The following is a 14,115-nucleotide window of genomic DNA, read 5'->3' as shown; positions in this document are numbered from 1 at the left end:
CCAACGGCACGCACAGCTGGGAGTACTGGGGCGCGCAGCTGCAGGCGATGAAGCCCGACCTGCAGCGTGCCCTGGGGGGCCGCATGACTTGACTGGGCGTCGTCCCGGGTCATGCTGCGCGCGCCCGCAACCCGTCCGGATCGGTGATCTCGATGACCGCGTACCCGACCGTGATCAGACGATCGCGCTCGAACTCTTTGAGGATCTTGTTGATCGACGGACGCTGCGCGCCGAGCATCGCGGCGATGGTGCGTTGCGCGAGTTCGACTCGCTGCTCGACGGCCTCGTCGAGCAGAAGCTGTGCGAGCTGGGCGGGCAGGGGTCTGCCCAGCATGCTGATCAGCCTGGCCTGGCCCGCCGACACCCGTTGGGCCACACTCGACAGCCACCGCCGCGAGATGGCCGGGCGGGTGGCGAGCAGCCGCTCAAATGCCTGCCGCTCCAGGAACAGGCAGGTGGCGTCGGTCAACGTCCGTGCCGTGTAAAACAGCGGCATGTCCAACAGCAGGGGGATGTCGCCGTCCACATCGCCGGGACGAAGAACATCCACGACAGCGCGCCGTCGCCCGGATCCGACGGCGAGCTCGATCTGTCCCTGCCGCACAATCCACACCCCGTCAGCGGCCTGATCGCCGAGGAAGACCACTTGCCCGGGTGCGAAGTGCTTGGCTTGCAAGGTTTCGGCGAGTGCCGACAGATCGTTGGGGTGCAGTGGCGCCGCTGCGCCGCGACCAACGCAGCGTGCCACCCAGGCCGCGTGTCGCACCTGCGCGTCGGGAGGCTGCTGCCCGCCGGTCAGCGACTGCACAATATTCCTGAGCGGACTGGAAGAGTGGTCGGACATCGCGCCTCCTCGATCGCACAACCGATGGTGACATCCTGCCAACAAGCTGGCTACCGCAATGTCATCTCGCTGACAAGTTCGGAGGTCGAAACCTGTCGGCGAGACCACCCGACGGCACCGTCTGCGCGATCAACGAGGGCTCGATGCGATGCGCTGACGGCGCTGACGCAGCTACGGATCTCGACGCTCACCAGTCTCGGCGAAGTGTCATCCTGGCGACACTCGTGACTGGGTCCGGCATCGCCGTTTGTTGGGTGAGATATGACGACTGCATTTGTGCTTTCCGGGGGTGCGAGTCTGGGTTCGATCCAGGTGGGGATGCTGCTCGGTCTGGCCGAGGCCGGGATCGTGCCAGACCTGCTGGTCGGCACATCGGTGGGTGCGGTCAACGGCGGCTGGGTGGCGTCGCGACCCGATGCCGGCGGGATCGGCGCGCTGGCCGACCTGTGGCGGTCGCTGTCGCGAGACGACGTGTTCCCCACCCGCCCGATCGTCGGGCTCCTGGGGTTTCTCGGTTGGCGTGCGAACCTGGTGCCCGCCACGGGCCTGCGGCGACTTCTCGGCAACAATCTGCAGTTCACCCGGCTCGAGGACGCGCCGATCGCCCTGCATGTGGTCGCCACCGACGTGCGTTCGGGTTGCGATGTCTTGTTGTCGTCGGGGGACGCGGTCGACGCGGTCGTAGCCAGCGCCGCCATTCCCGCCGTGTTCCCACCGGTGAATATCAACGGACGGGACCTGATCGACGGGGGTGTGGTGAACAACACCCCGCTCTCTCACGCCGTCGCGCTCGGCGCCGATGTGATCTGGGTGCTGCCCACCGGCTATGCGTGCGCCCTACCCCGGGCCCCCAAGGGGGCGCTGGCGATGGCATTGCACGCCTTGACCCTCGCCATCAACCAACGCCTGGCCGTCGACGTCGCCCGCTTCGAAGACGTGGTCGACCTGCGCGTCGTTCCCCCGCTGTGCCCCCTCGGCATCTCACCAATCGACTTCACCCATACGGCACAGCTCATCGAGCGGTCGCATGCCACCACCTGTGAGTGGCTGGCGACACGGCATCCCGGCACCGGTCAGGCAGCCTTGCTTGAGCCACACCGGCACTGAGCGCAGTGCCGCCGACCGGCGCAGCTGCCGGCCCGGGAGCGGCTGCCGAAAAAGCTGCCGAAACCACGCAAACAGCACTGCGTTGATCATCTGCCGCCCAAGGAGAACGTCGCCGCCGCACCCGCATGATCGGGATTGACGAGTCCATTATGGCCAGCAGGATCGTCGCGGTGGGTCGAAGGCACGCCGAAGGCCACGTCATCGCGCCCGAGTGTCCGCTATTGAGTGAGAAATGTTGCTAGGGATTCGGTCTCAATCTGTTGTGACAGCGACGTGCGCTCATTCACTGAAAAGCAACGCCCGTACGGCCAGCACCACCGGACGCACCGCGGGCAACCTCTCGACGAGAAACATCGTTCGCCAACAAGCAAAGCCATTCACTTCGAGTGCGTTATGCGCATACCGGACAGCGGGATATCGGGATGGCGAGCAAAATACGGCCATGGCCAGGGCTCGAAAGCGAGGCGGAAATCAGCTCCCGATATCACAGACCACCGCCGGATAGAACCCGGCCGCCGCAGCCCCCAACACCAGCTGTGCGACCGTCAAGCTCACCGTCCTGGTTGAATGCTGTTGCTGCTGAGAAGAATCCTCAAGCCGAAGGAAAAGCTTCCCGAAGCCCATCCGTCGGTGGTGGCTGGCAAGCCGAGGTCGGCGTTCATTTGCAGCGTGGCAGTAGCGATGTCAACTCGGTCGAGGAAACTCACCACATACAACAGCAAGAGCAATGGCAACAATCGTCACGCCAGCTCACGCTGGCAGGTCGGCCCGGCGATCCGTGGACACGTCACTCGGCGAGCCGGGTCAGCGGCCCGGCAAAGGGAGTACGCCGCGGCGGCAGCGTCACTTACGGGGTTGGATTTTCGGGCCGCTCCCCGCCGAGCTAGCCAGGTGGGGTCCTGTTTGTTCCAGCCGGCACGTCGGGATCGGGAGTCACCGTAGGGGGCGCGGGTAGCGGGGTCGGCGGCAGCCCACCCCCGATGGAGGCCTGGCGCACGCCGACGACGAGGGTGAGGACGTAGGTCGGTGGGGTGTCCGGCGGGAAACCCAGCACGCGCACGTCGTCGGGGATCGGGTCGGGTCGCAGGCAAATCGTCGCCAAGCCCCTGCCGGCCCAATAATCTTCGGCGGGTCCCGGGTCGAGGCGATAGTAGAAGATTGTGATGGCGGAGCTGCCGATCACTCGGTCCTTGACGGGGATGTACACCCCTGGCAATTCGTAAGGGTTTGCCGACTCCTTGTAACGTCCCGGGTTGGGGACAGTTTGCTGGAAGACGAGTTGCACCGGCACGCGATGGTGTCGTGGCGGGCCGTCGGGACCCCACGACCCGGCGATCTCAGCCCAGTCCCAGCCGGGGCTGGGCTGACAGTCCGGTTCGCCGTAGGGTATCCAGCGGATGGGGTCGCTGGGCAGCTGCACCTCAAGCAGGGCTCCTTTGGGAACCAGCTGCGGAAGCCAGGTCCGGTTCCACCAACTCAGATTGTCCCGGTGCTCTTGGTTGAAGACATAGCGGCCCTGGTTGCTCATCGGCTGGTGGGAGGGGTCGGCGGGGTCTGCGGTGGCAGGGACGATGGCCACGGCGATCGCCATCACCGCGACCAGCATCGGGCGGCGCACCGTCACGACTCCCCCCGCGGATACTGCCCGGGCGGATGGATGAGCAGGTTACCCATCATCCCCCGGTCTTCGTGCGGCAGGATGTGGCAGTGATAGACGGTCTTGCCGGTCACGTCCGGGCGGAAATAGGTGCGCAGGGTAAATCGGCCGAACGGCGGCAGCCGAAACACATCCCACCAGACGTCCGGCTCTCTTTCCGCCAGCCAACTGGTGTCGCCGGGCGGAATGCCCTGGACGTCGAACACCTGAAACGGGTTGACGTGGATATGGATTGGGTGCTGGAAGATGTCTTCGTTGATCATCGTCCACTCCTCGACGGTGCCCGCCTCGACCTCCTGATCGATGCGTTCCATGTCGTATTCCTTACCGTCGATGAGGAACTGAACCCCGATGCCGGTCCGCCCGGTGATGTCACCGGAGAACACCAGGGTCCGACGCCGCGCCACCGGCAGGTTGGGCATCCGCGGCGGCTCCACCAGTGTCGAGGGCAGCCGGCTCTTGACCGGCTTGCCGCGCACCACCAAGGTGCCCAGCGGCAGATAGGGTCGCGGTCCGCCGGGGTGGCCCTGGTCGTAGGGCGCGGCGTAGATCCGGTACCGGCCGGGCTCGCCGCCTTTGATGATGAACTCGGCCCGGTTGGCGGAGGCTAATAGGATGTGCGGCCGGGTTCTGGGGGCGCGGTAGGGCACGCCGTCGGTGCCGATCTGCTCGAGTGTGTGGCCCTCGACGTGCAGCCACATCGATCGGTGCGGCGCCGCGTTGAGCACCCGCCAGCGCTGCGCCTCACCGGGCTGGATGGTGATGTCCGGTAGCAGCTGGCCGTTGAGGGTGAAGTACATGCTGTCCGGCACTGCGGGGATGGATTGGAACGGCACCGGGCCCGCAATCGGGATTATCGTATCGATCGGGACCTCGCCACTGTCGTCGTCGACCAGCAGCGCGTTGATCACGATGGTGCGTTCCCGCATTTCGGCAATCTCGGGCACGGCGTCGATGTCGCCCTCGACGATGATGGGCCCGGCGAGCCCGTTCCAGGCCTGATGGGCGGTCGAGGTGTGGAAATGCGGGTGATACCAGTACAGCCCCGCCGGCTGGTCGGTGGGGATGTCGTAGGAGTACTGGTGCGAAAAGGGCGGATCCAATCGAAGAAAGACATTGTCGGCAGGGTCCTCCGGGGACACTTGCAGCCCGTGGGTGTGCAAGTTGGTGATCACGAACTCCTGCAGCAGTGTTTCGGCTCGCTCCCACTTGTTCCAAAAATCGTGGACGCAGGCCCGCCGGGTGTCATACCGCGCATCGTTGGACTTGGAGGCACAGTAGGGCAGCAGCAGCACATTGTTGGTGGGGATTCCCACCGGAACCATTTGGTTGGTCAGCCGAAGCCGTAAGTTGTCACCTGGCCGGATCCGCAGGATCGGTCCCGGTACCTGGCCGTTGTAGGTCTCCAGGGTCAACTGACGGCCACCGAGTTCGACCGGCGTGGTCACCATGTCCAGCGCGGTGTCCAAGACGCCGTTCTTGCTAGCCATCTCGGGCAGATCCCGCAGCTCTTCGCCGCCGGCATGCGCCGGAGTCGAAGTGTTGCCTACCATGCCCGCGGCACCCGTCGCCATCATCAGGGCCAGAAACCTCCTGCGATTCAACGGTTTTTCCCGGCAGCGATGTCGGCAGTGTAGTCGCTATGTAGGTGCCGTTGGCGCGGGATGGTGCGCTTAGCCGGTGTTGCCGACCCGGTCGCGTGGCCGCCCAACGGTGTCGTGATCTCGTCACCGAGAAAGGCGCCACCACCGATCCCTTGTTCCTGAGCCCACAATCTGCTGACCAGGATCTCGGGCAGCACCCGGACACGTTCTCGGGAGCTCGACAGATCACGTACATATCCCACTGCGAAAACTCCATTCGTCATGACCGCACCGAAGCGAGCCTAGCGAGACAGGTGTGCGATGGAGACGTTTCTGCTGCATTGGTGCCAGTGCTGCCAGCAAGGTGTCATCCAGATGACAATTACGTGGGTTGGCTCGTCGACGATGTGGGTATAGCGCTTCCTTTTTGTCGGCGGATGGGGTCGCCTACCGCGCACCAGTCTGGATCGTGAGCGCAGCTTCGGTGGGCTCGGATGACGGGGTCGAGACGGTCATCGGGTGGCGCGGGCCGTAGTGCCAACGGCTTTAGGTCGGTTGGAAACTGGCGACGGCCTACTAACGGCAGAATTCCAGCGGACGTGAACTGCGAGCCCTGCGGCTCCCGTGAACCGACACGTCCAAGCATGGAGTGCGATACCACCCTTGATGCCTGGGTCGGTGGTTCAGTTCCTCTCGATAGCCCAGCCAGCTCCCAAGGAACCCGAGGACCAGTATTATCGCGACGGATGCCAATCCAATCGTCATGTCGACTCCTTTTGTCTTCGTGCTCATCACTACAACGGACAGCAGGCTTCGGTCGCACTACCAGTGTCATCGAAATGACAGACTTGCTGGTGATATTCGAGGTGGGCTCGTTGCTCAGTGGGCGGGGCGCATTCGCGCTTGAGGCGTAGCGCTACGACGGTATCGCAGGCGACTGGTATCATCGGTAGTGTCAGCAGTCATACACTCCTTGACAGCTGGCGGCCGATCAGATGGACGCTGGTGAAGTCCACAGTATTGCGCACGAGAGATGATGACCGGCTGCAATGATCACCGATTCGTGCTACAGCTGCGTTGCGCCTCGGGGTCCTTATCTTCGCTCACGCGAGCTCGTGAAAACTGTCTGAAATACATTGACCTGGAGAGGGGATCAATGTGGCCGGAGCAAAGCCCTACGCCCCGCTGCGGTTTCGCGATGTCAACGGCAAACGAATGGCCTACATCGACGAAGGCGAAGGCGACGCGATCGTTTTTCAACACGGCAACCCGACATCGTCGTATCTGTGGCGCAATGTGATGCCGCACCTGAAAGGGCTTGGCCGACTCGTCGCCTGCGATCTCATCGGGATGGGAGGCTCGGAGAAGCTCAGCCCTTCGGGTCCGGACCGCTACCACTACGCCGAACACCGGGACTACCTGTTCGCGTTGTGGGATGCGCTGGACCTCGGTGATCGCGTGGTGCTGGTGCTGCACGACTGGGGTTCGGCGCTGGGCTTCGACTGGGCCAACCAGCACCGCGACCGGGTGGGCGGCATCGTGCACATGGAAGCGATCGTCACGCCGCTGATCCAAACGGATTTCGACGAGGTCCTTCGGGGAGCGTTCGAGGGTTTGCGTTCGCCGGAGGGCGAGCAAATGGTGTTGGCCCAAAACGCCTTTGTCGAGGGGCTGCTTCCGGGCGGGATACTGCGCACATTGAGCGACGACGAGATGGACCACTACCGCGCGCCGTTCCGCACCCCCGGTGAGGACCGCCGCCCGACCTTGTCGTGGCCGCGCAACATCCCTCTCGATGGCGAGCCGGCAGCCGTCGTGGCGGTCGTGAACGACTACGCGACATGGCTGTCGGCAAGCGATGTGCCCAAGCTGTTCATCAACGCCGAACCCGGGGCGATCGTACGCGGCCGCATCCGCGAATTCATTCGCAGCTGGCCCAACCAGACCGAAATCACGGTCAGTGGGGTGCATTTCGTCCAAGAGGACAGCCCCGATGAGATCGGCAGGGCTGCCGCCGAGTTCGTTCGGCAGTTACGCCAGCCTCACTAGCGAAGCCCGCGGTCGTTCGTCGACGCTGGGTAAGCACCGGTTGAGGGGGAGCGGTTACCACCGGGATGCCATTTTTGGGGTTGTCATTCCGGAGGCCGCCGCATAGACGGCAGCCTGGATCGCGTTGCCGGTGCCTTCGGCGGTTATGTGCACGCCCAGGATGCGACCGGAACCGCGTGCGGCGACGATCTTGGCCAGCCCGCGGGTGGCGCGGTTGACCAGCGAGCGAGGCACATGTTCCAGAGCAGCACCCCGGCATTCACACGAATATCCGGCCGTCGGCGACGAGGTTGCCGTGCGCGGCAGCAACATCATCGGCGGCCCAGATCCTAGGGTTGCTGCTGGGATGCTTGCCGACCAGCGCCTGCCTGCGGTCGCCGACCTTCACTTCGATCGCGTCCAGGTTCAGTCCGTCGGTGACAGGGCGACGGCCCGTCGCGACCAGCACGTGCTCGGCGTGGAACTCGCTTCTGGCACCATCGACGACTGCGGTCGCGGCCTGGCACTGGCACCCCGCCGCCAACAGCAGCGGCATGGCCGGGTTCTCCGCCGCGATATCCACTTGGATTGGCGACCACAGCACCGCCGTCACCGATCGCGGTCCGCTGTGACAGCACTCCCGAGTCAGGCTCACGTCGAGAGCATTGCGGATACTTGGCCGGACCGAGGTGTCTAGGTGTCTTCGATGATGGGGCAGAAGGTGACTGGCCTGGGGTGCGTGCAGTCTGCGGCGCGTGCGCGAGTTTGGCTGAGGGTCGTGCGCAGTGCCAGCAGTTCGGCGACAAGCTCGTCGATCTCGGTGATGCGTTGATCCATCAGGTCCAACACGGTGCCGCAGGGGATGTCACCGCCGTGGTGGACGGCCAGCACGTGTCGGATGTCGTCCAGGTGCAGACCGAGTTGGCGTGCTCGCCGGATGAAGGTCAGCAGTTCGACATCGGCGTCGGAGTAGAGCCGATAGCCGGCGGCGCTGCGTTCGGCCGGTGGCAGCAGGCCCTTGGCTTCATAGACCCGCATCGCCTTGCGGCTGACGCCCGCTGCCCGCGCGGCCTGCCCGAGGGTCAGTAGCTGAGCGGTCATCGCGGTTTCCTCCTGACTCCCAGTATTGACCTTGCCCCTGGGGCCGGGTTCTACGGTGCTTGTGTCAGCCGGCGAACCGCGAAAAGGAGGTGAGGAAGATGCCATTTCAGGCCGGGGAGGTGTACCGATGCCCCGATGCGGGCTGCGGGTGTGAGCTGACGGTGACCAAGGCGGCTCGGCCGACGTGCCCCGGACAGGGCACACCGACGTGCTGCTGCGGGAGGACCATGGTCAAGGTGCCCTGATCCCGACCGGACCCGCTCGTTGATGCCGGCGTTGCGGGAGTGGACGCTCGCCAGGTAGCCGTCGCAGCCGACAGCGGTCACGTCGCTCGGGCTAGGACAGATCGGCCAAGGCGTCCTCGATCGCCCGATGAAAGGTGGGGTAGGCGTAGATCATTCGTCGCAGCCGCGCGGTGGGCACCTGCGCGTCCACCGCGAGAGTCAGCATTGCCAGCACCTCGCCGCCGGCCGGGCTCACGACGGTGGCGCCGACCAGCACACCCCTGCTGGTGTCTTCGACAAGCTTGACCACACCGTCGTTGCCGGCCTTGTGGATCCAGCCGCGCGCCGACGACGGGATCGCCGCCACCCCGGTGCGCACCGCGATCCCGCGGTCTCGGGCTGCTTGCTCGGTCAACCCGACCGCCCCGACTTCCGGGTCGGTGAACGTGACCCGCGGCACCGCACGGTACTCGGCCGGGTGCGGGTTTTCGCCGAGAACGTCGGCCGCGGCGATGCCGGCTTGATACATCGACACGTGGGTGAACGCGCCTTTGCCGGTGACATCGCCGATCGCCCACACCCGCTCGGCGGCGCGCATCCGCGCGTCGACGTCGATCCCGTGGGCGGTTTCGTCCAGCCCGACGGCGCCGATGCCCAGCGCGGCCAGATCGGCGCGGCGACCGGTGGCCACCAGCAGCCGCTCGGAGGTGATGGCGCTGCCGTCATCAAGGCTTACCACGGTGGCGTCCGGGCTCACCTTGGTGGCGGAGGCGCCGGTGCGGGCCTGGATGTCCTCGGCGGCGAACACCTTCGCCAGCACGTCGCCCACTTCGGGTTCCTCAGCGGGCAGCAGCCGCGGCTGGGGTTCGACGATGGTGACCGCGCTGCCGAACCGGGCGAAAACTTGGGCGAACTCGCACCCGATCGGCCCGGCGCCGAGGATCGTCAGCGACGCGGGCACATCCTCGACGGCGACGGCGTCACGGTTGGTCCAAAAGGGCGCATCGGCCAGCCCGTCGATCGGCGGGATCGCCGGCTCGGTGCCGGGATTGAGCAGGATCGCCCGCGTCGCATGAACAACCTGCTCGCCGTGATCGGTTGTCACCCCCACCTGCCCGGGTGCGGTGATCCTTGCGCGGCCACGGATGAATCGGCCACCGGCGCTCTCGAATCGCCGCACCGCGACCGTGTCATCCCAATTGTCGGTTGCCTCGCTTCGAATTCGGGCAGCCACCGGAGCCCAAGACGGCCGGGCGTCGGCGGATCCGGCCAGGGTAGAGACGCGACGCGTTTCGGCGAGGGTGTCGGCCGCCCGGACCATCATCTTCGTCGGCACGCAGCCAAAGTACGGGCATTCGCCACCTACCAGCCGCGCATCCACGCCGATTACCTTCAGGCCGGCCTGGGCCAGGCGCGTGCCGGCGGCCTCCCCGCCCGGGCCCAGGCCGATCACCACCACATCGACCTCGTCGTGGTCGGGCATGATGTTCCCTCTCCGTTTCGTCGACACTCTTCGCAGCGGTGGCGCCGTGGTCGAGCACAGTGTCAGTAGCCGGACAGTCGACGCTATTTCCGCCGCGAACCGAGATATTCCCGCATGATCGACGACGAACCCGTGGTGACGGTGGTTGGAAAATCCCTGGCTGTCAAGCCAGGTGCGGCGTAGTGTTCGCAGTCATGAGCAGCGCGCACAGTCGGAGAGCGATCGCCGTACTGGCGAGCGTGGTGGCGAGCTCACAGTTGACTCCGGTGACCGCACTGGCCGACCCGCACAACCCGCACAACATCACCTACGTCGCCAAGGTCGACTCGCCAATCTCCAGCGGTCGGGCAATCTTCATGGCCAATGAGAGGTATACGGGCACTGCCCCGTTGAGCGCGACCGGCCGCGAATTCAGGTTCGACACCGTGCTGAGCGATCCGGCCAAGGCCGGCATGCAGGTGTCAATCCCGTGGCCGTATTCGGGAAACGTGCACTGTGAGATCGACGTGGACGACCATGTCGCCGCGCTGGTCGATCAATTCGTCGCGTCGACGCCGGGCGACCAAGGTGACCCGAGCACCTACGGCGTGGTGGCCTGCGGCGCTGCACCGCTACCTGTACCTGAATGGTGGGCCAAACTCTGCGACGCATGGTGGTGTGTGGATACGTCCCTTCCTTCCACCGCTCGCGACGACGCCCGTGCTGACGTGACGCGGGGCTCCGACCCTGGCGCCAGCCCACCGACCGACTCACCCAATTACCCGGCTCTTTAGAGCATGGGCACCTTGCCACACGTCCTTGGCATCGATACTCGCAACACGTGACGGCGGGCGACTGTGAAAGCAGTTGTAGCCTGGTAACACCGAAACGGCAGCACCCGGGTGCAGACGAAAACCATTCCGCGGCAGCAACATCGATACGAACTGCATAGACGGCTCGTCCGGCCGCTGCACGTCCTGTCAGCGAGGTGACAGTTGGTCCGCGTGATGGCCCGAGGCCGACTCTGATGGGTCATCTAGCACGTCAAGGCGGGTGAAGTTGGTGGAGCGTAGTCACGCTGGTGCGAGCAAGGGCGATTTTGGCTGCAACCGGAAACGGGTCGATCAGGTGGACCGCACTGATGGTTGCCTTCCGCTACGCGACTACGCGGTGATCGGTGATGGCCGGACGGCAGCTCTTGTCGGCCGCGACGGAACGATCGACTGGTTGGCGCTGCCGAACCTCGATTCGCCGACCGTATTCGCAGCCGTTCTCGACGCTGAGCGGGGCGGCCGGTTCCTGCTCCGGCCGGAGGCGCCGTTTCGTGTAACCCGCCGTTACCTGTGGGGAACGAACGTGCTGGAAACCACCTTCGTCACCGACTCAGGAACGGTGCGGGTGACCGATGCCCTGACTCTTGCGGATGACACGGCCCTCTCGCCGGCGCGCGAACTGCAACGAAGGATCGAGGGCGTCTGCGGTAACGTACCGCTGCGCTGGAGCATGCAGCCGCGGTTCGGCTACGGCGCTCATGTCCCGCGGCTGTCGTGGCGGTCAGGGATCCCGGTCGCGACGCATGACTCGACCAGCGTCGCGTTACGCACCTGGGACGCGGGCACACCCACCGCTGGCGACGGTGCTATCTCAGGTCGATTCACCCTCGCTGCTCCGGGCAGCGCGCTGCTGGCGATGACGTTCGCTGATCAGGAACCGCTGGTGCTGCCCGCTCGGGCCGACTGCGACGCCCGGCTGGCCCAGACCGTGGCCGGTTGGCGTGACTGGTGCGCAGTTCGCACCCACCCGGGCAGGTGGCCCGACGCAATGCTGCGCAGCGCGCTGGCGATCAAACTGCTGGTCTTCGCTCCCTCCGGCGCGATAGCCGCGGCCGCGACCTCGTCCTTGCCGGAAAGTATCGGGGGCGAGCGTAATTGGGACTACCGTTACTCCTGGGTCCGCGACTCCGCCTTCACCCTCGGCGCCTTTCTGCAGCTCGGCTGCATGGCAGAGGCACACGGCTATTTCTGGTGGCTGATGCACGCCACCCAACTAACCCATCCGCGGCTGCGGGTGTTGTATCGCCTTGACGGTGGAGCCCGTGCCGAGGAGCGCGCGCTGCCGTTGGCTGGCTACTGCGGCTCCCGACCGGTTCGGGTCGGTAACGCGGCGGCCAGCCAGGTGCAGTTGGACACCTACGGGGAGCTGCTGCAGACCGGTCACATGTATGCCTGCGCTACCGGCCGATTGGATGCGGATGTGGCCCGCCGGCTGGCCGAGCTGGCCGACTTCGTCTGTGGCGCTTGGCGGATGCCCGATGCTGGGATCTGGGAAGTGCGCGATGAACCGCGGCATTTCACCCAGTCGAAGATGATGTGTTGGGTGGCGCTCGACCGCGCCGCCGACCTGGCCGAACACGCTCTACTGTCCGACCGCCACGTCGCGCGTTGGCGGTTGACGCAGACTCAGATCCGGGATTTTGTCCAGACCCGTTGCGTCTCGGCGCGGCGCGGTTGCTACGTCCGCTCCGCCGGAAGCGAGGACCTTGATGCCGCGGTGTTGCTCGGACTGTTGCACGGATACACCGACGGCGACGATCCGCTCATGCGGGCCACCATTGCTGCGGTGAACACCGAGCTACGGCAAGGCCCCTACGTGCAGCGCTATCAGGGTTCCGACGGACTCGCCGGCGCCGAAGGGGCGTTTTTGTCGTGCTCTTTCTGGCTCGCCGAATCGCTCGCCCGGACGGGAGACGTCGACGGGGCGATCGAATTGATGGACACGCTCGTCGGGCTGGCCAACGATGTCGGCCTCTACAGCGAGGAAGTCGATCCGGCGACCGGAGCGTTTCTCGGCAATCTGCCTCAGGGGCTTACCCATCTGGCGCTGATCAACGCCGCGTGCACCATCGCGGCGTTTGCCGAAAAGGCGAACCGATGAGCGTCTGGGCAACTCTGGCCGGCGCGTTCATCGGCACGCTGGTTTTGACCACCGTTATGCGCGCAGGCAGCGAGCTCAAGCTGACCCGCATGGATCTACCATTCCTGCTCGGCACCGCAATCACCGTGCATCGCAGCCGAGCCAAGGCGATCGGGTATGTGATGCATTTCGCGTTCGGCCAGCTTTTTGGCCTGGGCTACTACGCGATATTCGCCGCGACCCATCACGCCGGGGCCGTGCTGGGGGCGCTACTGGGCCTGGCGCATGGCATGTTCGCCGGCACTGCCCTGGTGAGTATCCTGCTGCCGGTGGTCCACCCCCGGATGGGCAAAGCCACCACCAGCGCACCCGACGTCGCGCTGCTGGAACCGCCCGGATTCATCATGCTCAACTACGGGGTCAGCACCCCTGCCGTCGCGCTTTTAGCCCACACCGCCTACGGTGCCATCGTCGGTGCCACTACCGCTCTGGCGATCTGAGAGAAGATAGCGATCCCGAGCGCATTTGCGCTCAGTGCCGGTGTGGCGCAAGCAAGGCTGCCTGCCCGGTGCCGGGATGGCGCCTCGCCAGCCACTCACGGGTGGTGGCGTGCGACCGTTCGATGAGCTTTGCCGTATGGGGGAAGTCTGATGAGGCTGGCGCGCCGATGCCGCGTGGCACGGGCTAGCAATGCGAGGAGCCTGCGGCTCATCGGAGTCGTTTCACCCGAGTAAGCGGGGATGCCCAGGACTGGTCTAAAGACTATTGATCGCCTGCTGTTGTCGACCCGTAGTGCACGAACCTGGCAGCTATGCCACCGGTGACAGAACCGCCATGGTGGACAACGGTATTGGGAAGCGCATTGACCCGACGCCGCCATCCGGGAGCCCGCTGGCTCCATGGCCACCATGCTCCGCTGGCGCAGCGATTATTGTCAGCAAGATGACACTTTATCCAGTGAGTTCCGCAGGTCCCCGCTAACGTCGCCTCAAACGACCGGAAAGTTACGCAAGTTGGCGATCTCCGACCGGCAATCCGTCACCGGTCTGAACCAGATCAGGCAGCACATGTGGTTCGTCAATGCTCAGCCGGAGGTGCTGATGATAACGGTCGGCAATTTAGCGGACATCGGATCCGCGATAAACATCGGGTCATATGCGGCCATCAAGGCCGCCAATGCGGTCACGGTCGGTTAA

15 protein-coding genes are annotated in these 14,115 nt (G+C 65.2%); 7 read left to right on the top strand and 8 right to left on the bottom strand.

What is annotated here, in order from left to right; translation table 11 throughout:
- Positions 1-92 (top strand): hypothetical protein (locus F6Q13_RS12490; RefSeq protein ID WP_293056796.1); only part of this gene is annotated, 92 nt, incomplete at its 5' end.
- A gap of 17 nt (positions 93-109) precedes the next feature.
- Here F6Q13_RS12490 and F6Q13_RS12485 read toward each other — a convergent pair.
- A complete protein-coding gene (locus tag F6Q13_RS12485; RefSeq protein WP_293056792.1) occupies positions 110-844 on the bottom strand; it encodes a Crp/Fnr family transcriptional regulator in 735 nt (244 codons plus the stop codon).
- Positions 845-1,105: 261 nt separating this feature from the next.
- Between F6Q13_RS12485 and F6Q13_RS12480 the strand changes: the two genes are divergently transcribed.
- Entirely contained in the window at positions 1,106-1,951 is an 846-nt protein-coding gene (locus F6Q13_RS12480) for a patatin-like phospholipase family protein (protein ID WP_293056790.1), read from the top strand.
- A gap of 883 nt (positions 1,952-2,834) precedes the next feature.
- Here the strand turns inward: F6Q13_RS12480 and F6Q13_RS12475 are convergent.
- Genes F6Q13_RS12475 through F6Q13_RS12465 form a run of 3 tightly spaced genes read right to left on the bottom strand, consistent with a single transcriptional unit; the run spans position 2,835 to position 5,475 of the window.
- Complete coding sequence (locus F6Q13_RS12475; RefSeq protein WP_293056787.1) at positions 2,835-3,575, bottom strand: hypothetical protein; 741 nt, start codon at positions 3,573-3,575, stop codon at positions 2,835-2,837.
- Positions 3,572-5,185: a multicopper oxidase family protein gene (locus F6Q13_RS12470; protein WP_293056784.1), complete on the bottom strand. Its 1,614-nt coding sequence runs from the start codon at positions 5,183-5,185 to the stop codon at positions 3,572-3,574. Before F6Q13_RS12470 ends, F6Q13_RS12475 begins: the two co-directional genes overlap by 4 nt.
- Before the next feature lie 23 nt (positions 5,186-5,208).
- The gene (locus F6Q13_RS12465; protein ID WP_293056781.1) at positions 5,209-5,475 is read right to left on the bottom strand and encodes a hypothetical protein; all 267 of its coding nucleotides are present in this window, start codon (positions 5,473-5,475) and stop codon (positions 5,209-5,211) included.
- Positions 5,476-6,349: 874 nt separating this feature from the next.
- Between F6Q13_RS12465 and F6Q13_RS12460 the strand changes: the two genes are divergently transcribed.
- Entirely contained in the window at positions 6,350-7,240 is an 891-nt protein-coding gene (locus F6Q13_RS12460) for a haloalkane dehalogenase (protein ID WP_293056778.1), read from the top strand.
- A 54-nt stretch (positions 7,241-7,294) separates the two neighbouring features.
- On the opposite strand, the gene F6Q13_RS12455 is transcribed toward F6Q13_RS12460, so the two are convergent.
- From F6Q13_RS12455 to F6Q13_RS12440, 4 genes are all read right to left on the bottom strand, one after another.
- Positions 7,295-7,474 (bottom strand): hypothetical protein, encoded by a 180-nt coding sequence (locus F6Q13_RS12455; protein WP_293056776.1) that lies wholly within the window; start codon positions 7,472-7,474, stop codon positions 7,295-7,297.
- A 25-nt stretch (positions 7,475-7,499) separates the two neighbouring features.
- Positions 7,500-7,832, bottom strand: a complete 333-nt coding sequence (locus F6Q13_RS12450) for an FAD-dependent oxidoreductase (protein WP_293056773.1) — start codon at positions 7,830-7,832, stop codon at positions 7,500-7,502.
- Between the two features lie 80 nt (positions 7,833-7,912).
- The gene (locus F6Q13_RS12445) at positions 7,913-8,320 is read right to left on the bottom strand and encodes a MerR family transcriptional regulator (protein WP_293056771.1); all 408 of its coding nucleotides are present in this window, start codon (positions 8,318-8,320) and stop codon (positions 7,913-7,915) included.
- Between the two features lie 336 nt (positions 8,321-8,656).
- A complete protein-coding gene (locus F6Q13_RS12440) occupies positions 8,657-10,027 on the bottom strand; it encodes an NAD(P)/FAD-dependent oxidoreductase (RefSeq protein ID WP_293056769.1) in 1,371 nt (456 codons plus the stop codon).
- Positions 10,028-10,221: 194 nt separating this feature from the next.
- Between F6Q13_RS12440 and F6Q13_RS12435 the strand changes: the two genes are divergently transcribed.
- The 4 genes from F6Q13_RS12435 to F6Q13_RS12420 all read left to right on the top strand — a co-directional run bounded on the left by F6Q13_RS12435 (position 10,222) and on the right by F6Q13_RS12420 (position 14,115).
- A complete protein-coding gene (locus tag F6Q13_RS12435; protein WP_293056767.1) occupies positions 10,222-10,800 on the top strand; it encodes a hypothetical protein in 579 nt (192 codons plus the stop codon).
- A 334-nt stretch (positions 10,801-11,134) separates the two neighbouring features.
- Positions 11,135-12,940: a glycoside hydrolase family 15 protein gene (locus F6Q13_RS12430; RefSeq protein WP_293056765.1), complete on the top strand. Its 1,806-nt coding sequence runs from the start codon at positions 11,135-11,137 to the stop codon at positions 12,938-12,940.
- On the top strand, positions 12,937-13,419 hold the full coding sequence (locus F6Q13_RS12425; protein WP_293056763.1) for a hypothetical protein: 483 nt from the start codon (positions 12,937-12,939) through the stop codon (positions 13,417-13,419). Before F6Q13_RS12430 ends, F6Q13_RS12425 begins: the two co-directional genes overlap by 4 nt.
- Before the next feature lie 513 nt (positions 13,420-13,932).
- Positions 13,933-14,115, top strand: a complete 183-nt coding sequence (locus tag F6Q13_RS12420; protein ID WP_293056761.1) for a hypothetical protein — start codon at positions 13,933-13,935, stop codon at positions 14,113-14,115.

The organism is Mycobacterium sp. (assembly GCF_008709575.1).
Classification (GTDB): Bacteria; Actinomycetota; Actinomycetes; order Mycobacteriales; family Mycobacteriaceae; genus Mycobacterium.
This window is presented reverse-complemented; position numbering and strand designations above follow the sequence as displayed.